This is a genomic window from Streptomyces sp. KR80 (assembly GCF_052245555.1).
Taxonomy (GTDB): Bacteria; Actinomycetota; Actinomycetes; order Streptomycetales; family Streptomycetaceae; genus Streptomyces.
The window spans coordinates 328,593-347,196 of record NZ_JBQQCD010000001.1 but is presented as its reverse complement, the minus strand read 5'-3'; the positions used below and the strand labels follow the sequence as shown (position 1 = coordinate 347,196).

Below are 18,604 nucleotides of genomic sequence, written 5' to 3'. Positions count from 1 at the left end.
CATCTGGACGCTACGCGCGTCAAACGTCGGCGCGCCCGCCGGTCACGGGCCGGCAGCCCGCACCGTGCCCCGGTGCGCAGACCACCGAGTCGAGTGCGCCCACTCCGATCTCGGCGAAGCTCTCCAGACTCTCGGTCCCGGGCTCGAAGTACCCGGTGTGGCCGACGGCACCGGCGGCGGAGAGCACGCGGGCACCGAAGCCGTCGGAGACCGGGTCGGCGCCGTGACCCAGCTCCCCGAACTCCAGGTACGGCACGTCCTGGATCCAGTCGTCGGCGTCCCGGGTGGCCCAGACCCGGGCCTTGGTACCGAGTCCGGCCGTGTTCTCCACGCGCATGCCGGGACTGCCGGATACGGCGATGTCGGTGACCCTTGACGACAGCCGGCGCGCGGCGACGCCGCACACCACGGAGCCGTAGCTGTGGCAGAAGAGGGAGACGCGCGGGGCGCCCGGCAGCGCGTCGACGAAGGAGCGCAGCCGTGCGGCCCCGTCCTCGGCGAGTCGTCCGGTGGCGGCGTCCATGCCCAGCCCCGCCGGAGCGGTGTAGTCGGCCCAGGCGACGACCGCCGTACGGGCATCGGGCCGGGCCGCGCGCTCGGCGTCGTACAGGGAGCGCGCCATGCCCGCCGGCGCGCTGTACACGCGGTCGGGGTCGGTGCGCTCGAAGTTCACCAGGTTGGTGTCCACGCCGGGGACGACCACCGACACCCGGCTCGCCCGCGTGAGGTCGCCGACGACCTCGGCGGCACGGCCGGTTCCGGTGGGGTCGAAGGCGAGGATCTGCCGTTTGCCGGTCAGCAGGGACTCGAGGCGTTCCACGAGGCGGCCGGCCTGCTGGCGGCCCAGTTCGGTGAGGCGCTCGTCGTTCATGCGCTGCTGCGCCGCACGGTGGGCGTCCTGGAGGGCGATCCGGTTCGCTCGGTAGCGCAGCTCGAGCGGTGCGCCGCCCAGGTTGCCGACAACCAGCGGATACCGCTCGGCGAGGCGGGTCCGCTGAGCCGGGCTGAGCGAGCGGAAGAAGCCCGCGAGTACGGCGGGGGAGGCGTCCGGGTCGGGAAGGTCGCGTCTGCCGAGAGAGCCGTGCTGCCAGGCCAGAAGCGCCGCCTCGCGCGGACCGGGGGTGAGCGAGTGGTCCCGGATCGCGGTCCAGCCGGTGGTCGCCAGCAGGACGAAGACGACGGCCAGAGCGAGCACCGCGCGCCAGACCGGGGAGTCGCCGAGCCATGATGTGGGGGAAGAGCCGAGCTCAGGGAAGGAAGACACTGCGAGACAGCCTAGGAGAAGCGTAGGGGAGCCTGTGCGGGGCGTGACACAACTCACGTTTCACGCCGGTGCAATTGCCACCAGATCGGACGGGCGTGCGCCGGGGGCGCGCGGAGAGCGCACGCTCCGTCGCCGCGCGGGGCCTCAGGTCCCCCTGCCGTGCCAGTCCTCGGCGAGCGCCGGACCGAGGTGATCGAGATACGTCTCGGTGCTGGTGCGCAGCGCCTCCACGCTGATGTCCTCACCGGCTCCCCAGACCCGTCCCGTCACCCTCATCACGCCGCTGAACGCCGCCACCAGCACGCGCGGCCGGGGGTCGGTATCCACGTCCAGCCCCTCGCGGCGGGCGATCTCGCGGGCGATCCGCTCCTCGAGCTCGGTCGAGCGGCGCAGGTGGACCGCGAGCAGGGCGGGAGTCGACTCGATCACCTGGTACATGCGCATGTGCAGTTCGGGCGGTACGGCCTCCTCGATGGCCTGCCCGATGGTGTCCCACGCGAAGAGCACTGCGTGGCGCAGCGCGGTCATCGGCGCCTCGTCGGCCGGGCGTTCGCAGAAAGCGGCGTAGAAGTGGGACTCCACGGTCTCCTGGACCGCGAAGGCGACCTCCTCCTTGCCCGCGAAATAGCGGAAGAAGGTGCGCTGGGAGACATCGACGGCGTCCGTGATCTCATCCACGGTCGTCTGCTCGTAGCCCTGGGTCGTGAACAGCTCGAGCGCCGCGCGCACCAGGGCATTGCGCGTGCGCTGCTTCTTCAGCTCCCGGAGTCCGATGGGTTCCGCAGCTCGCTGGGTCATTGCCTCTCGGGCCTCTTCTCGCCACATTTTCGCTGGTCAGAATAGCTGTGAGCAATATGACAGTTACCGACTCGTGAATCCGTTTGTCAATTGTCAGCGACTGTCATTACGCTCCGAATCATGACGTCACAGACCACCGTCGCCCCCGTGGCGCCGGACCTTCCCGCCCCGGAGCCCCGCACAGGGCTCCGGGGCCACCCTTGGCTGACCCTCATCGCCGTCGCGATCGGTGTGATGATGGTCGCGCTCGACGGCACGATCGTCGCCATCGCCAATCCCGCCATACAGCAGGACCTCCAGGCCTCCCTGGCCGACGTCCAGTGGATAACCAACGGCTATCTCCTCGCCCTCGCCGTCGCGCTGATCACGGCCGGCAAGCTCGGTGACCGCTTCGGCCACCGCCAGACCTTCCTCGTCGGCATCGCCGGTTTCGCCGCGGCCTCCGGCGCCATCGGACTGTCCGACAGCGTGTCGACCGTCGTCGCCTTCCGCGTGCTCCAGGGCTTGTTCGGCGCGCTACTCATGCCCGCGGCGCTGGGGCTGCTGCGCGCCACGTTCCCGGCCGAGAAGCTCAACATGGCCATCGGCATCTGGGGTTCGGTCATCGGTGCCTCCACCGCTGCCGGTCCGATCGTCGGCGGTCTGCTCGTCGAGCACGTCAACTGGCAGTCTGTCTTCTTCATCAACGTGCCGGTCGGCATCGTCGCCCTCGTGCTGGGTCTGGTCATCCTCAAGGACCATCGGGCCGAGAACGCGGCAAAGTCCTTCGACATCCTCGGCATCGCCCTTCTGTCGGGCGCGATGTTCTCGCTCATCTGGGCGCTCATCAAGGCTCCGACATGGGGCTGGGGAAACGGCAGGACACTGCTCTTCCTCGCCCTCGCGGTGGCCGGCTTCCTCGCCTTCGCCCTGTGGGAGTCCAGGGTCCGTGAGCCGCTGATCCCGCTCGGCCTGTTCCGCTCCGTCCCGCTGTCGGCGGGCACGGTGCTGATGGTGCTGATGGCCTTCGCCTTCCTGGGCGGGCTGTTCTTCGTCACGTTCTATCTGCAGAACGTGCACGGGATGAGCCCGGTCGACAGCGGCCTCCGGCTGCTGCCGCTCACCGGCATGATGATCGTCGCCTCGCCGGTCGCGGGTGCTCTGATCACCAGGTTCGGGCCGCGCATCATTCTGGTCGGTGGCATGGTCGTCACCGCGGTGGCGATGCTCGGCATGTCCGCCCTGGAGGTCGGTACGGGGACGGCCGTGATGTCCGTCTGGTTTGCGCTGCTCGGCATGGGCCTCGCCCCGGTCATGGTCGGCGCCACCGAGGTCATCGTCGGCAACGCACCGCTCGAGCACGCGGGTGTGGCGGGCGGTCTCCAGCAGGCCGCCATGCAGGTCGGCGGGAGCCTCGGCACGGCGGTTCTGGGCGCCGTGATGGCGGCCAGGGTCGACACCGCCCTGCCCGAGAAGTGGGCCGAGGCGAAGCTGCCGCCGCTCGCTCCGGAGCAGCTGGCGCAGGCCTCGGACGCGGTCTCCGTCGGCATCGCGCCGGTCGGGAGGGAGACCCCGCCGCCTCTCGTCGGAAGGATCACGGACGTCGCGCATGAGACCTTCGTGTCCGGCATGGGGCTGTCGTTCACGGTCGCCGGAGTCATCGCGGTGGCCGCCGCCCTGGTCGCGATGTTGACCAAACGCGGTGAGAATGCGGACGCGGGTGCCGGGGCGGGGCACATCTAGTTCTTGCCGTCCCTCGGGCGTGTCCTACGCCCTGGCCGGCGCTGCGGGCATATGTGGCCCGGCGTCAAGGCTCCGGCGTCAAGCGCTCAGTGGTGTCCCAGACCCACGATCAACAGAAGCCGAGTTTCAGGGACGTCAACGCCGAGGGGGCCGAGCGACACGCTCGGCCCCCTCGGCGCATCTGCCCCTATCAGGGTGGGAACGATCAACTCCCCTGGTGGCAACGGGAACCCGTCGTCAGTCTGCGGTGTAACAACAGCAGACCGTCCGACACGGGGGAGTGATCCAGATGCGTCACACCGTCAGCACCACCGCCACCATCACCGTTACCGCCACCGCGGCCGTCCTGGCCGCCGTGGCTGTCATCGTCGCCGCTGCCGTCGCCCTGCCGCTTCCGGCGGCCGCCAAAGGCGCGCCTGCCGCCGCCCTGCGGCTGGGCGGCTGCGCCCCCGGGCAGCTGTGTCTCTGGGAGAAGCCCGAATTCCGCGGGGTGCGGCACACCTACGAACTCTCGGACATCGACATCGAGAGCTGCGTCCCGCTTCCGCACGGCGTCACCGCGGCCTCGCTGGCGAACCGTACCGGTCGCCCGGTGACCACGTACCAGAGCGCGGAATGCGGTGAGACCGGGGAGTTCGAGACCTACCCCGGCTCAGGCACCTGGAGTCCCCAATCCCCCTACCAGGTACGGGCCTTCAAGGTCTGGGAGAGGTGAGACCGGAAGAGCCGACCGAGGGATCCGCCGGTGGTGGTGAACCGGGTGGTGGCGAGCCGGCTGGTCGTGATCCGGCTGGTGGTGATCCGGTGGGGGCAAGCCGCGCGATCTCCGCCCGCAGCTGCCTGACCTCGACCGTCAGCGCCGCGATGGCCTCGGTCTGCCGCCGCTCCTCCGCATCGTCGTGCTCGAACCGGGCGATGAACCAGGCCGCGATGTTCGCCGTCACCACACCGAGGAGGGCGATGCCCGACAGCATCAGACCGACCGCGAGCATCCGTCCCAGTGCCGTTGTCGGAGCGTGATCGCCGTAGCCGACCGTCGTCATGGTCGTGAAGGACCACCACACCGCGTCGCCGAGGTTCTTGATGTTCCCCTTCGGCGACCCCCGTTCGACTTCCAGTACGGCCAGCGAGCCGAACACCAGCAGCCCCACCACAGCCCCCGCGACATACGTCGTGAGCCGCACCTGCGAGGCCATCCGGGCCCGCTGCCCGACCAGCAGCAGGGTGGCCACCAGCCTCAGCAGCCGCAGCGGCTGAACCAGCGGCAGCACCACAGCAAGGAGGGACAGAGGATGACTCCGCACGAAAACGAGGCGCTCCGGAGCCTGCAGCAGCCGTACGGCGTAGTCCGCAACGAACGAGCCCCACACCAGCCACTCCACGACCACGCACAGCTGTCGTATGCGCTGATCGGCGTCCGGCGCCACGATCGGTACGGCGTACGCCACCGCGAAGAGCACCGCCAGCCCCAACAGTGGCCCCTGCGTGCGTCGTTCCCACCGTGTCTGTGCGGGCTGTTCCTTCATGCCGCGCATTCTCTCCTGCTCCGCACCACGCGGCCCCGACCGGATGGTTCCGGTCGGGGCCGCGGGTATGCGCAGATGCGGCTATGCGTCTCCGCCCGCGGGGCCCGGGTCGGCCGCCGCCACATCGAGCAGCTGATAGCGGTCGATCGCCTGCTTCAGCACCGAGCGGTCGATCTTGCCCTCGTTGGCCAGCTCGGTGAGCACCGCGAGGACGATCGACTGGGCGTCGATGTGGAAGAAGCGACGGGCGCCGCCGCGGGTGTCGGCGAAGCCGAAGCCGTCGGCGCCCAGCGACTGGTAGGTGCCCGGCACCCAGCGGGCGATCTGGTCCGGGACGGCCCGCATCCAGTCGGAGACGGCCACCTTCGGACCCTCGGCCTCGGCGAGCTTCCGGGTCACGTACGGGACGCGCTGCTCCTCCTCCGGGTGCAGCAGGTTGTGCTCCTCGACCGCGATTGCCTCGCGCCGCAGCTCGTTCCAGGAGGTCGCCGACCAGACGTCCGCCTGGACGTTCCACTCGTCGGCGAGGATCCGCTGCGCCTCGACGGCCCACGGCACCGCGACACCCGAAGCGAGGATCTGCGCCGGGATCGAACCGCTCTCCGCCGCCTTGTAGCGGTGGAGGCCCTTGAGGATGCCCTCGACGTCCACGTCGTCCGGCTCGGCCGGGTGCTTGATCGGCTCGTTGTAGACGGTGAGGTAGTAGAAGACATCCTCGCCGTGCGGGTGCTCGTCGGAGGAGCCGTACATCCGGCGCAGACCGTCCCTGACGATGTGCCCGATCTCGAAGCCGAACGCCGGGTCGTAGGAGACGACCGCCGGATTGGTCGAGGCCAGCAGCTGCGAGTGGCCGTCCGCGTGCTGCAGACCTTCACCGGTCAGGGTCGTACGGCCCGCGGTCGCACCCAGCACGAATCCGCGCGCGAGCTGGTCGGCCATCTGCCAGAACTGGTCACCGGTGCGCTGGAACCCGAACATCGAGTAGAAGACGTACACGGGGATCAGGTGCTCGCCGTGCGTGGCATAGGCGGAGCCGGCGGCGATCAGCGAGGCTGTACAGCCCGCCTCGGAAATGCCGTCGTGCAGCATCTGGCCGGTCGGCGACTCCTTGTAGGCGAGCAGCAACTCACGGTCCACGGACTCGTAGCTCTGGCCCAGCGGGTTGTAGATCTTGGCCGTCGGGAAGAGCGAGTCCATACCGAAGGTGCGGTACTCGTCGGGCGCGATCGGCACGAACCGCTTACCGATCTCCTTGTCCCGCATCAGGTCCTTCAGCAGCCGCACGAAGGCCATGGTGGTGGCGATCTGCTGGTTGCCGGACCCCTTCTTGAGCGCGGCGTACGCCTTGTCGCCCGGGAGGTTCAGCGGCTTCGAGCGCACCACACGGGTCGGCACATAGCCGCCCAGCTGCTTGCGGCGGTCGTGCATGTACTGAATCTCGTCCGAGTCGCGGCCCGGGTGGTAGTACGGCGGCAGGCCGGACTCCAGCTCCTGGTCCGCGATCGGCAGGTGCAGCCGGTCACGGAACCGCTTGAGGTCCTCGACCGTCAGCTTCTTCATCTGGTGGGTCGCGTTGCGCCCCTCGAAGTTCGGGCCGAGTGTCCAGCCCTTGACGGTCTGCGCCAGGATCACCGTCGGCTGGCCCTTGTGCGCCTTGGCCGCCGCATAGGCCGCGTAGATCTTCTTGTGGTCGTGACCGCCGCGGCCCAGGTGCAGGATCTGGTCGTCGGTCATGCCCTCGACCATCTTGCGCAGCCGGTGGTCGTCACCGAAGAAGTGGTCACGGATGTACGCACCGGTCTCGGTGGCATACGTCTGGAACTGGCCGTCCGGGGTCGTGTTCAGCCTGTTGACCAGCACGCCGTCGCGGTCCTGCGCGAGCAGCGGGTCCCAGCTGCGGTCCCAGACCAGCTTGATCACGTTCCAGCCGGCGCCGCGGAAGACCGACTCCAGCTCCTGGATGATCTTGCCGTTGCCGCGCACCGGACCGTCGAGACGCTGCAGGTTGCAGTTGACCACGAAGGTGAGGTTGTCCAGGCCCTCGCGAGCGGCCAGGGTCAGCTGGCCGAGCGACTCCGGCTCGTCCATCTCGCCATCGCCGAGGTAGGCCCACACATGCGACTTGGAGGTGTCGGCGATACCGCGGGCCTCCATGTAGCGGTTCATCCGGGCCTGGTAGATCGCGCCCAGCGGGCCGAGGCCCATGGAGACGGTCGGGAACTCCCAGAACTCCGGCATGGACCGCGGGTGCGGGTAGCTGGACAGGCCGTAGGGCGCCTTCGACTTCTCCTGGCGGAAGCCGTCGAGCTGCTGCTCGTTCAACCGGTCCAGCAGATACGCGCGGGCGTAGATGCCGGGGGAGGCGTGGCCCTGGAAGAAGATCTGGTCGCCGCCGTCGCCCTGGTCCTTGCCGCGGAAGAAGTGGTTGAAGCCCACGTCGTAGAGCGACGCTGAGGACGCGAAGGTGGCGATGTGGCCGCCGACTCCGATGCCCGGGCGCTGCGCGCGGGAGACCATGACCGCCGCGTTCCAGCGGGTCGCGTTGAGGATCTTGCGCTCGATCTCCTCGTTGCCGGGGAAGAACGGCTCGTCCTTGGTCGCGATGGTGTTGACGTAGTCCGTGCTGCGCATCTCGGGCACGGCCACGCGCTTCTCGCGGGCTCGCTCGATCAGGCGGAGCATGAGGTAGCGGGCACGCTCACGGCCTCGCTCGTCGACGGCGGCGTCGAGCGAGGCGAGCCATTCCTGGGTCTCTTCGGGATCAAAGTCCGGGACCTGGCTTGGAAGGCCGCCAATGATGATCGGGTTGCGATCGGATCCGGAAGCCACGCTGTTCCTTCGCTGTTCGGGTCGTGCTCTGCACGCGGTGAGATGGAGACTCTGCTGGTGTCGCGCCGCCTCCCATCGTGTACCTCGGGGGCGGAAACGTCATCTCTACTGAGTGGTAACCACCACTGTGTGAGACAGCCATGCTGCGGCCACTGTCTGTTAGTCGCCCAAATCGCAACCTTACGCCCACCCGGGCACTGCCAGACGTGCGGTCATTCGTCGTCGGTGCGAGGCCCTCCCGGGCCCGAATGCCACAGAGGCTCGGGCGCACAAACCCGGGCATAGCGCAGTGGTGGGAATCACCCCGGGCATTCCTTCGTGCCTGGAGTTGCGGCGAGACCTCCCCATAACTCCGTATGCTGCGCATATCTCCCTATGGAGATGCCCCCATACGTTTGGGCGGGATCGGCGGCCGGGTACTTGCGCGAACCGCCCGGCACGTGTGGACTACGGCCAAGTACCTCGCGCACGCGCGAGGCGGCAGACATCTTCACGAAACACGACAGGAGGCAATCCGTGAGCGCGACCGCGGACCACGCGGAGGAGCGGACCAACCCCGCCGCACGGCTGGGTTTCGAGCCCGGACAGGTGGTCCAGGAGATCGGCTACGACGACGACGTCGAGCAGGAGCTCCGCGAGAGCATCGAGGCCGTGATCGGCCAGGAGCTCGTCGACGAGGACTACGACGACGTGGCCGACGCCGTTGTCCTGTGGTTCCGCGAGGACGACGGCGACCTGACGGACGCGCTGGTGGACGCCATCGGCATGATCGACGAAGGCGCTCCGGTCTGGTTGATGACGCCCAAGACCGGCCGGGACGGGTACATCGAGCCGAGCGACATCAACGAAGCCGCGCAGACCGCGGGTCTGTCCCAGACCCGGAGCATCAACGCGGGCAAGGACTGGACCGGCAGCCGCCTGGTCACACCCAAGGCCGCCCGCTCGGGCAAGCGCTGATCCTCGTATCCCCCCGTATCTCAAGGCTCAAGGCCCCCCGCGGACTCCGTCGGCGGGGGGCCTGCGCATAGGGTGGTCGCCATCTGTCGAGCTCTCGGAAGGGATACGCACTCATGGCGATCGAGGTCGGTACGAAGGCTCCGGACTTCGCGCTGAAGAACCAGCACGGCGAGACCGTGCGGCTCTCGGACTTCCGCGGCGAGAAGCACGTCGTGCTGCTCTTCTACCCCTTCGCCTTCACCGGCGTCTGCACCGGCGAGCTGTGCGCGCTGCGCGACGAGCTGCCGAGGTTCGTCAACGACGACGTGCAGCTGCTGGCCGTCTCCTGCGACTCCCCGTTCACTCTCCGTGTCTTCGCCGAGAAGGAGGGCCTGGACTATCCCCTGCTGTCGGACTTCTGGCCGCACGGCGAGACCGCCGACGCCTACGGCGTCTTCGACGAGGAGAAGGGCTGCGCGGTGCGCGGCACCTTCATCATCGACAAGGAGGGTGTGGTCCGCTGGACCGTCGTCAACGGGCTGCCCGATGCCCGTGACCTGAACGAGTACGCCACGGCGCTGCAATCCCTGTAGCGGAACGAGCTGTTCTCCCGGGTTACGGGGCCGGCCGGACGTCCGTGCCCCGAACGAATGGGACAGGGCCCCCGAAACCCTGTGGCCCCGGGGAACCGCTCACTAGGATCGATTCGTTGATCCGATGCCACAGCACGATGGGGGCACAGGTTTCTCCGGTCCCCCGAACTCATCAATGGGAGGACTCGTGGGAGTCAGCCTCAGCAAGGGCGGAAACGTCTCGCTGACCAAGGAGGCCCCCGGCCTGACCGCGGTCGTCGTCGGTCTGGGCTGGGACGCCCGCACCACCACCGGTACCGATTTCGACCTCGACGCCAGCGCCCTGCTGGCCAACGCCGAGGGCAAGGTCACCAACGACCAGAACTTCGTCTTCTTCAACAACCTCAAGAGCCCCGAGGGCTCCGTCGAGCACACCGGTGACAACCTCACCGGCGAGGGCGAAGGCGACGACGAGCAGATCAAGGTGAACCTGGCCACCGTGCCGGCCGATGTTCACAAGATCGTGTTCCCGGTCTCCATCTACGAAGCGGAGACCCGCCAGCAGAGCTTCGGTCAGGTGCGCAACGCGTTCATTCGCGTGGTGAACCAGGCGGACAACAACGAGCTGGCGCGCTACGACCTGAGTGAGGACGCCTCGACCGAGACGGCCATGGTCTTCGGCGAGCTGTACCGCAACGGCGCGGAGTGGAAGTTCCGGGCCATCGGCCAGGGGTACGCCTCGGGCCTGCGCGGCATCGCGCAGGACTTCGGCGTCAACGTCTGACGGCTCGTATCGGCCCGGTGCCGCACGCCTCGCCGCACGGCCGGGCGTGCGGCACCGGGCGTCAAGCACTTCGGGGAGGATGCAGAATCATGGGCGTCACGCTCGCCAAGGGAGGCAATGTCTCTCTCTCCAAGGCCGCGCCGAACCTCACTCAGGTGATGATCGGTCTGGGCTGGGACGCACGCTCCACCACGGGCGCGCCGTTCGACCTCGACGCCAGCGCGCTGCTGTGCCGGTCGGGCCGGGTGCTCGGCGACGAGTGGTTCGTCTTCTACAACAACCTCACGAGCCCGGACGGCTCGGTCGAGCACACCGGCGACAACCTCACCGGTGAGGGCGAAGGCGACGACGAGTCGATCCTGGTCGACCTCTCCAAGGTGCCTGCCCAGGTTGACAAGATCATCTTCCCGGTGTCGATCCACGAGGCCGACAGCCGAGGCCAGACCTTCGGCCAGGTCAGCAATGCCTTCATCCGCGTGGTGAACCAGGCGGACGACAACGAGCTGGCGCGCTACGACCTGAGTGAGGACGCCTCGACCGAGACCGCGATGATCTTCGGCGAGGTCTACCGGTACGGCGGCGAGTGGAAGTTCCGGGCGGTGGGCCAGGGGTACGCGTCGGGCCTGCGCGGCATCGCTCTAGACTTCGGGGTCAACGTTTCGTAAAGCCGCGCACTGAGCGCGGGGGACCCCGCTAACAGGATTGGGTAGCCAGTGCTTCTGAGAACCTTTGGCTGGTCGTTCGCCGTCACGGCGCTCGGTCTCGCCGCCGCCGCGTGGGGCTGGGGGTGGGAGGCGTTCGGGATCGTCCTGATCCTCTCCGTCCTCGAGATCTCCCTCTCCTTCGACAACGCCGTCGTCAACGCCGGTGTGCTGAAGAAGCTCAATGCCTTCTGGCAGAAGATCTTCCTCACGATCGGCATTCTCATCGCGGTCTTCGGAATGCGCCTGGTCTTCCCGGTCGTGATCGTGGCGATCAGCGCCAAGGTGGGGCCGATCGAGGCCGTCGATCTCGCGATCGCCGATCCGGAGCGTTACGAGGCCCTGGTCACCGACGCCCACCCGGCGATCGCCGCCTTCGGTGGCATGTTCCTGCTGATGATCTTCCTCGACTTCATCTTCGAGGACCGGGACATCAAGTGGCTCCACTGGATCGAGCGCCCGCTCGCCAAGCTCGGCAAGGTCGACATGCTGTCGGTCTGCATCGCCCTGATCGTCCTGCTGCTCTCGGCGATGACCTTCGCCACCCATGCCCATGTCAGCACCGGCACCGCCGACAAGTCGGCCACGGTTCTGCTTTCCGGCGTCGCGGGCCTGATCACCTACCTCATCGTCGGCGGCCTCTCCGGACACTTCGAGCACAAGCTCGAGGAGGAAGAGGAGCGTGAGCACGAGGCGGAGGAGGAGGCCAAGAAGGCCGGCAAGCAGCCGACTATGGTCGGCCTCGCGGGCAAAGCCGCGTTCTTCATGTTCCTCTACCTCGAGGTGCTGGACGCGTCCTTCTCCTTCGACGGAGTCATCGGCGCCTTCGCCATCACCAACCACATCTTCTGGATGGCGCTCGGCCTCGGGATCGGCGCGATGTACGTCCGGTCCCTCACCGTTTACCTGGTCCGTCAGGGCACCCTGGACGACTACGTCTACCTGGAGCACGGCGCGCACTACGCGATCGGCGCCCTCGCGGTGCTGCTGCTCGTCACCATCCAGTTCCAGGTCAACGAGATCGTCACCGGTCTCATCGGCGTCTCCCTGATCGCCTGGTCCTTCTGGTCCTCGCTGCGCCGCAACCGTGCCCTCGCGGACGAGGGCGGCGACGCCTCCGAGGAGCGGTCGACCACCATGTCCCAGGTATAACGGCCATCGGGACGCATCGCTCACCGTAGGGTCCCCGGTGTGTGACCACGACGCGATGGAGGAACGCTCTCTGATGCGGGGCGGTTACGAGGCTCAGGGTTTCCCGGCCTCGGGCCGCCCCGCATGAGTTGTGCCCGACGAGTGGGGGTGGAACATGTCGTTCTTGAGCAACCTGTGGCGGGGCGGCCAGCAGGGTTTCGACTTTGGCAGCGCTTCGTCGAACGCGATCGAGCTGACGAAGCGTCGTCCGACGGTGTCGCTGACCAAGCAGGGCGCCGTCACCGGAAATCTCCGGGTGAACCTGTCCTGGCGGATGCGGACCTCCGACATCGGCGGCCGCACCGGGCAGAGCAGTAGCCTGCTGCGCCATCCGTTCAAACTCTTCAAGCCCGAGATCGTGCAGGCCCAGGGGCCCGCGGTGGTGCAGATCGACCTGGATCTGGCCTGTCTCTACGAGCTGCAGGACGGCACCAAGGGCGTCGTCCAGCCGCTCGGCAGCTTCTTCGGCGACATCAACTCACCGCCGTATGTGAAGCTCAGCGGCGACGACCGGTTCGGCTCGGGGTCCGGCGAGACCATCTACATCAACATGGACCACCGGGACGAGTTCAAACGGCTGCTCATCTTCGTCTACATCTACGACGGGACTCCGGCCTTCGACCGGACCCACGCCGTGGTCACGCTCTACCCGAGCAACGGCCCGCGGGTGGAGATCGGACTCGACGAGCGTGCCCCCCAGGCCCGTTCCTGTGCCGTGGTGCTGATCGAGAACAACAAGGGCGAGCTGACGGTCCGACGCGAGGTCAAGTACGTCTACGGCTTCCAGGCGGAGCTCGACCGGCTCTACGGGTGGGGGCTGCAGTGGGGACGCGGCTACAAGACGAAGGTGTGAGACATCCGGCTGCGAGGTGAACCGGGCTGGGGCCTGACGCCGAGATGGTGCTCGGGGCCGTCACCCAGCCCGGTCAGCCGTTCCGTCACGCGATCCACGTCACCGGTTCCGCTGGAACTGCGGCCCCTGCGGCGGCAGTGTGAAGGCGGCCGGCTCCGGCTGGTGCGCATGGGTGTGCGAGGGGTGCTGGGGATATCCGTAGGCGGGCTGCGCGGCCCCCGACGGGGAGCTCGTCGGCGGCGAGTCCGGGGGCGGCGGGTAGCCGTAGCCCGGCTGCGTCGGCCGTACCGTGTTCCCGTCCGGCTGCCCTGACCCGGCCGGGTCCTCGGTCTGGGACTGCTGTCGGGGCTGCGGTTGAGTCTGCGGTGGGGACCCGCCGTCGTCCTGCCGCTGCGGCTCCGATCGGGGCTGGGCCTGCTGCGCCGCGTCCTGAGCCGTCGTGGCCGCCGTGGCCTCCGGTTCGGGGCCCGAGTCAGCCGCCCCGTCCTCACCCTCGTCCTCCTCCACGGAAATGCCGAACTCCGTGGCCAGGCCGACGAGCCCGGTCTCGTAACCCTGGCCCAGAGCCCGGAACTTCCAGCCCGCACCGCGCCGGTACAACTCGCCGCAGATCATCGCCGACTCCTCGCCCGTCTCCGGACGAACGTCGAACGTGGCGAAGGGCTCGCCGTCACCGGCCGCCGCACCCGGTCCCGCGTCATACAGCAGCACGCGCAGGTCGGGTACGCGTCCGAACGCCCCGCCGTCCGCCGATGCCGCGAGCACCACGCGCTCGACCGACGGCTCCAGCTTCGCGAGGTCCGCTTCCACCGTGTCCGTCAGACCCTCGGCCAGCTGTTTCTTCGACAGGTGCCGGACCATGCCCGAGGGGTGGCGCGGCTGGTTGTAGAAGACGAAGTCCTCGTCGGAGCGCACCCGGCCGTCGGAGCCCAGCAGCAGGGCCGACGCGTCCACGTCGGGCACGTCCGGGCCGCGAGTCCAGCGCAGCACGGCTCGGACGGCGGCGGCCTCCAGCGGGATGTTCGACCCCTTCAGCATCGCGTGCGTCATGGCGGCAATCCTGCCCTCCCGGCAGCCGAGGCGACAACGCGGGGCCGCGGGATGCGGCGTGGGTATCCGCGTCGGCGGGCCGGGCAACTACACCGACGTCGGCGGGTTACGTGATTTTCACGTGCACGGGGAACTCTCGACCACTGCCCACACGTACGATTACCGGCCAGATCGAGTCATGACTCAGCAGCGTTCCACGGGGAGACTTATGCGACATTTCGGGCATGTCCCGCCCGAGGTCCGAGAGGGCCTGTTCCACCGGCAACCGGTCGCGTTCACCGCGGATTCCCCGGCCCGCACGCTTGCCGTCGCCCTGGGTGCCACGCTCTACAGCCCCGCCACCCGGCCTCGGCTGGCCCACGACGTACGCAAGCAGGCGACGCGCGGCGTGGTGTCCATGGTCCTCTGCTTGGAGGACTCCATCGACGACGCCGATGTCACCGGTGCCGAGGACAACGTGGTCCGGCAGTTCACCGATCTCGACCGGCGTGGCGGCGACCTTCCCCTGCTCTTCGTACGGGTCCGCGAGCCCGAGCAGATCACCGATCTGGTGAGCCGGATCGGCCCGGCCGTGCGGCTGCTGTCCGGTTTCGTGCTGCCGAAGTTCACCGAGGAGAGCGGAGTGCCCTTCCTGGAGGCGCTCGTCGCTGCGGAAGCCGCCTGCGGACGCCGGCTCTACGCGATGCCCGTACTGGAGTCGCCCGAGCTGATGCATCTGGAGAGCCGGTACGAGACGCTCGGCGGCATCAGGCGGACCGTCGACAAGTACCGCGACCGCGTTCTGGCGCTGCGCCTCGGCGTCACCGACTTCTGTTCGTCGTACGGCCTGCGCCGGGCGCCCGACATGACCGCCTACGACGTGCAGATCGTCGCCTCCGTGATCGCCGATGTGGTGAACACACTCGGGCGTGCGGACGGCACCGGGTTCACGGTGACCGGACCGGTGTGGGAGTACTTCCGCGTCCAGGAGCGGATGTTCAAACCGCAGCTGCGGCGCAGCCCCTTCACCGGCCGCGCGGAGCAGCTGCGCACCGCGCTCATCGAGCACGACATCGACGGTCTGCTGCGCGAGATCGAACTCGACCGGGCCAACGGGCTGCTGGGCAAGACCTGCATCCATCCCTCGCATGTCATGCCCGTTCACGCGTTGTCGGTGGTCAGCCATGAGGAGTTCACGGATGCGGTGGACATCCTCAAGCCGGAGCGCTGCGGCGGCGGAGTGTTGCGTTCCGCGTATACCAACAAGATGAACGAGGTGAAGCCGCACCGGGCGTGGGCCGAGCGCACGTTGCTGCGGGCGGAGGTCTTCGGCGTGGCCCGGGAAGACGTGAGCTTCGTCGAGCTGCTCGCGGCCGGGCTCGAGGTGCGTGCGGGCACCCGCGAATGCGGCATGAATGCGGTCACCGAGTGATCGAGACGACAGAGACAAGAGAGAAGTACTGCATGGTGTGGTCGGGGCAATGGGTCGCGGACCGGCTGGACGTCCGGCTCTCCGGTGACGCGAAGCTGGCCGAATTGCTGGGTCTGGCCCTGCGCCGCAACCCCAAACGCGCCCATCTGCTGGTGTCGAACGTGCTGGGCAAGCATGTGCCGCAGCGCCCGGACGTCGTATACGGCGCGGGGCTGCGGCTGGGCGAGCGGGTGCGGGAGCTGCTCGGTGACGAGGAGGCGGCGCGCGCCGTCGTCCTCGGCTACGCGGAGACGGCGACCGGGCTCGGCCACAGCGTCGCCGACGGCCTGGCGCTGGCCCCGTACCTGCACTCGACACGGCGTCCGGTGGCGGGCATCGACCCGGCAGGCGGCTTCGAGGAGTCCCACAGCCACGCGACGTCGCACCTGCTTCTGCCGGAGGACGCGGCGTTGCTCCGCGGGGACGGGCCGCTGGTGCTGGTCGACGACGAGTTCTCGACCGGCAGCACCATCCGTAACACGATCAAGGACCTGCACGCCCGGTATCCGCGGGACCGCTACGTGATCGTGGCGCTCGTCGACATGCGATCCGGGGAGGACCGGGTGGCTCTGGAGGCGTTCGCCGCGGACCTGGGCGCCCGCGTCGACCTCGTCGCCTCGGCGGCGGGCACGGTGCGGCTTCCCGCCGATGTCCTGGCCCGGGGCCAGATCCTTGTCGAGCGGTACGAAGCCGCTGCTCGACTCGCCCCGGTTGGCCCGGCGGCGGATACGGCGCGGCTTTCCGCTGAGGCTCCGGCCCACGACCAGCGGGGCAATGACGGGCAGGAGCCCCCTCGTGCCGGGGCGGGAACGGTCGTCTCCGCCTCCTCCGGCTCCTTCTGCTCCAGCGGTCCCTCCGGTTCGGACGGCGCGCGGCCGGTGGCCGACGGTCCGTCGGCCCAGGTCCTGCGTGTCGAACTCGGCTGGCCCGAAGGACTGCCGGACGGCGGGCGGCACGGCTTCACGCCCACACACCGCGCCGTCCTCGATGCGGCGCTGCCGGGCATGGCACGGCGCGTCGCCGACACTCTGCGGGCAGCCCGCGGCGCCCGCGCTCGAGTTGACGTCGCTGTCGCTGTCGACGGCGAGGACATTCCGGCTCCCGCCGACGGCCCGCGTCCTGCCGCGGCACCGCTCGGCGGGCAGGGTGCGTCGGCGGTGGGAGACACCCGCCACGACCACCTCGAAACGGGCCCGGTAGCCCCACCGCGCGTCCTCGTGCTCGGTTTCGAGGAGCTCATGTACGCACCGCTGAGGCTCGCCCAGGAGCTGGACCGGACGACGGACGCCGAGGTGCGGTTCTCGACCACCACCCGGTCACCCGTACTGGCCGTGGACGACCCCGGCTACGCGATCCGTACCCGACTGTCCTTTCCCGCGCACGACGGCCCGGCGGACGGCCCCGGCGACCGCTACGCCTACAACGTCGCGGGGGCCGGCTTCGACGCCGTCGTCGTGGTGGTGGACTCAGCCGCCGACACCCCCGAACTCCATGCCGTAGACGGCCTGCTGGTACAGCTCGCCGGCCACACCGGCCGGGTCCTGCTCGCCGTCGTCCCCAGCTACGTCCCCGTACGCCGGAACGCCGCGCGGACCAAGAGTCCCCGCTCCGGAGACGGTGTGCGGGAGATCGGCTCTCTGGAGACCGGCGTGCAGGAGACCGCCCCTCTGAAGACCGGCCGCCTGCCGACCGGAGCACGGATGCCCGAACCGCTCCGCGGCCCCGCCTTCTCCTCCTACGCCCCCGATGAAGTCGGCTGGCTGCTCCAGGACTTCTCCCGAGTCGAGCTCGAGGCCCCGACCGAGGAGCGCGAGGAGGCCATCCAGTCCGGCGGCGCCCACTACGCCGAGTCGCTGCCAGTCGAGTACCAGCCGAGCGAGGGCTACCAGGAGCTGTTCCGCACCGCCCTCGACACCTCCGCGGCCCGCATCGCCCGCGCCGTCGGCACCGTCACCGAGACCGTGCTCGCCGAGCGGGCCGCAACGAGGCCGGGCGCCCGCCCCGTCCTCGTCTCGCTCGCCCGCGCCGGTACCCCTGTCGGCATCCTGATGCGCCGCTGGGCGCAGCACGCCCACGGCCTCGATCTGCCGCACTACGCCGTCTCCATCGTCCGTGGCCGCGGCATCGACACGGCCGCGCTGCGCTGGCTCGCCCACCACCACGACCCGGCTGACGTCGTCTTCGTCGACGGCTGGACGGGCAAGGGCGCGATCACCCGCGAACTGGCCGAGGCCCTGAAGGACTTCCCCGGCTTCGACCCGGAGATCGCCGTGCTCGCCGACCCGGGCGGCTGCGTCCGCACGTACGGCACCCGCGAGGACTTTCTCATCCCCTCCGCCTGCCTCAACTCCACCGTCTCAGGCCTGGTCTCGCGCACCGTGCTCCGCGCGGACCTGGTCGGTCCGGACGACTTCCACGGCGCGAAGTTCTACCGCGAACTCGCCGGCGCGGACGTCTCCGGCCACTTCCTCGACACCGTCGCCGCCCGCTTCGACGAGGTCGCGGACGACGTCGCCATCGACGTCAAGGAGCTGCTCGCCGCCGACCGCGCGCCCACATGGGAGGGCTGGGCCGCCGTCGAGCGGATCAGCGAGGAGTACGGCATCCATGACGTCAACCTCGTCAAGCCGGGTGTCGGCGAGACCACCCGCGTGCTGCTGCGCCGCGTCCCCTGGCGGATCCTGGCGCGGCGCGGCGCGGGAGCGGACCTGGACCACGTACGGCTGCTGGCCGGTCAGCGGGGTGTCCCGGTCGAGGAGGTGGACGGCTTGCCGTACAGCTGCGTCGGGCTCATCCACCCGCGCTACACGCGCGGCGCGACCGGCGCCGACGGCAAGGCGGTGACCGGGCCGTGAGCGTTTCGACCGCCGTCAGGGTGGTGGCCAGCGATCTCGACCGCACCCTCATCTACTCCTCCGCCGCCCTCGC

Annotated in this window: 15 protein-coding genes; 10 read left to right on the top strand and 5 right to left on the bottom strand. The window is 69.1% G+C overall.

Annotation, left to right across the window (positions count from 1 at the left end):
* Window positions 1-19 precede the first annotated feature (19 nt).
* Window positions 20-1,264: an alpha/beta hydrolase gene (locus ACTWQI_RS01555; RefSeq protein ID WP_443266617.1), complete on the bottom strand. Its 1,245-nt coding sequence runs from the start codon at window positions 1,262-1,264 to the stop codon at window positions 20-22.
* Between the two features lie 144 nt (window positions 1,265-1,408).
* Entirely contained in the window at window positions 1,409-2,062 is a 654-nt protein-coding gene (locus tag ACTWQI_RS01550; protein WP_443266616.1) for a TetR family transcriptional regulator, read from the bottom strand.
* Window positions 2,063-2,182: 120 nt separating this feature from the next.
* Here ACTWQI_RS01550 and ACTWQI_RS01545 point away from each other — a divergent pair, with 120 nt between their 5' ends.
* Both ACTWQI_RS01545 and ACTWQI_RS01540 read left to right on the top strand, forming a co-directional pair.
* Window positions 2,183-3,784: an MFS transporter gene (locus ACTWQI_RS01545; RefSeq protein WP_443266614.1), complete on the top strand. Its 1,602-nt coding sequence runs from the start codon at window positions 2,183-2,185 to the stop codon at window positions 3,782-3,784.
* Window positions 3,785-4,073: 289 nt separating this feature from the next.
* Window positions 4,074-4,499: a peptidase inhibitor family I36 protein gene (locus ACTWQI_RS01540; RefSeq protein ID WP_443266612.1), complete on the top strand. Its 426-nt coding sequence runs from the start codon at window positions 4,074-4,076 to the stop codon at window positions 4,497-4,499.
* Here the strand turns inward: ACTWQI_RS01540 and ACTWQI_RS01535 are convergent.
* Window positions 4,480-5,310: a potassium channel family protein gene (locus tag ACTWQI_RS01535; RefSeq protein WP_443266611.1), complete on the bottom strand. Its 831-nt coding sequence runs from the start codon at window positions 5,308-5,310 to the stop codon at window positions 4,480-4,482. The genes ACTWQI_RS01540 and ACTWQI_RS01535 overlap by 20 nt on opposite strands.
* A gap of 81 nt (window positions 5,311-5,391) precedes the next feature.
* Window positions 5,392-8,139 carry a pyruvate dehydrogenase (acetyl-transferring), homodimeric type gene (gene aceE / locus ACTWQI_RS01530; protein ID WP_443266610.1) on the bottom strand — a complete coding sequence of 916 codons (2,748 nt, stop codon included), beginning with the start codon at window positions 8,137-8,139 and terminating at the stop codon, window positions 5,392-5,394.
* Between the two features lie 516 nt (window positions 8,140-8,655).
* On the opposite strand from aceE, the gene ACTWQI_RS01525 reads away from it, so the two are divergent.
* The 6 genes from ACTWQI_RS01525 (at window position 8,656) to ACTWQI_RS01500 (ending at window position 13,176) form a co-directional block, all read left to right on the top strand.
* A complete protein-coding gene (locus ACTWQI_RS01525; protein WP_443266608.1) occupies window positions 8,656-9,096 on the top strand; it encodes a DUF3052 domain-containing protein in 441 nt (146 codons plus the stop codon).
* A gap of 113 nt (window positions 9,097-9,209) precedes the next feature.
* Window positions 9,210-9,668: a peroxiredoxin gene (locus tag ACTWQI_RS01520; protein WP_443266606.1), complete on the top strand. Its 459-nt coding sequence runs from the start codon at window positions 9,210-9,212 to the stop codon at window positions 9,666-9,668.
* Window positions 9,669-9,855: 187 nt separating this feature from the next.
* Window positions 9,856-10,431 carry a TerD family protein gene (locus ACTWQI_RS01515; RefSeq protein WP_443266604.1) on the top strand — a complete coding sequence of 192 codons (576 nt, stop codon included), beginning with the start codon at window positions 9,856-9,858 and terminating at the stop codon, window positions 10,429-10,431.
* An 89-nt stretch (window positions 10,432-10,520) separates the two neighbouring features.
* Window positions 10,521-11,096 carry a TerD family protein gene (locus ACTWQI_RS01510; protein ID WP_443266602.1) on the top strand — a complete coding sequence of 192 codons (576 nt, stop codon included), beginning with the start codon at window positions 10,521-10,523 and terminating at the stop codon, window positions 11,094-11,096.
* A gap of 48 nt (window positions 11,097-11,144) precedes the next feature.
* A complete protein-coding gene (locus ACTWQI_RS01505) occupies window positions 11,145-12,284 on the top strand; it encodes a DUF475 domain-containing protein (protein WP_443266600.1) in 1,140 nt (379 codons plus the stop codon).
* Window positions 12,285-12,438: 154 nt separating this feature from the next.
* Complete coding sequence (locus ACTWQI_RS01500) at window positions 12,439-13,176, top strand: TerD family protein (protein ID WP_443266598.1); 738 nt, start codon at window positions 12,439-12,441, stop codon at window positions 13,174-13,176.
* 99 nt (window positions 13,177-13,275) lie between these two features.
* Here ACTWQI_RS01500 and ACTWQI_RS01495 read toward each other — a convergent pair whose 3' ends face one another.
* Window positions 13,276-14,226: a TerD family protein gene (locus tag ACTWQI_RS01495; RefSeq protein ID WP_443266597.1), complete on the bottom strand. Its 951-nt coding sequence runs from the start codon at window positions 14,224-14,226 to the stop codon at window positions 13,276-13,278.
* 208 nt (window positions 14,227-14,434) lie between these two features.
* Between ACTWQI_RS01495 and ACTWQI_RS01490 the strand changes: the two genes are divergently transcribed.
* Together ACTWQI_RS01490 and ACTWQI_RS01485 are read left to right on the top strand one after the other, a co-directional pair.
* The gene (locus ACTWQI_RS01490) at window positions 14,435-15,637 is read left to right on the top strand and encodes an HpcH/HpaI aldolase/citrate lyase family protein (protein ID WP_443266595.1); all 1,203 of its coding nucleotides are present in this window, start codon (window positions 14,435-14,437) and stop codon (window positions 15,635-15,637) included.
* A 32-nt stretch (window positions 15,638-15,669) separates the two neighbouring features.
* A complete protein-coding gene (locus ACTWQI_RS01485; RefSeq protein ID WP_443267159.1) occupies window positions 15,670-18,531 on the top strand; it encodes a phosphoribosyltransferase in 2,862 nt (953 codons plus the stop codon).
* Window positions 18,532-18,604: the final 73 nt, after the last annotated feature.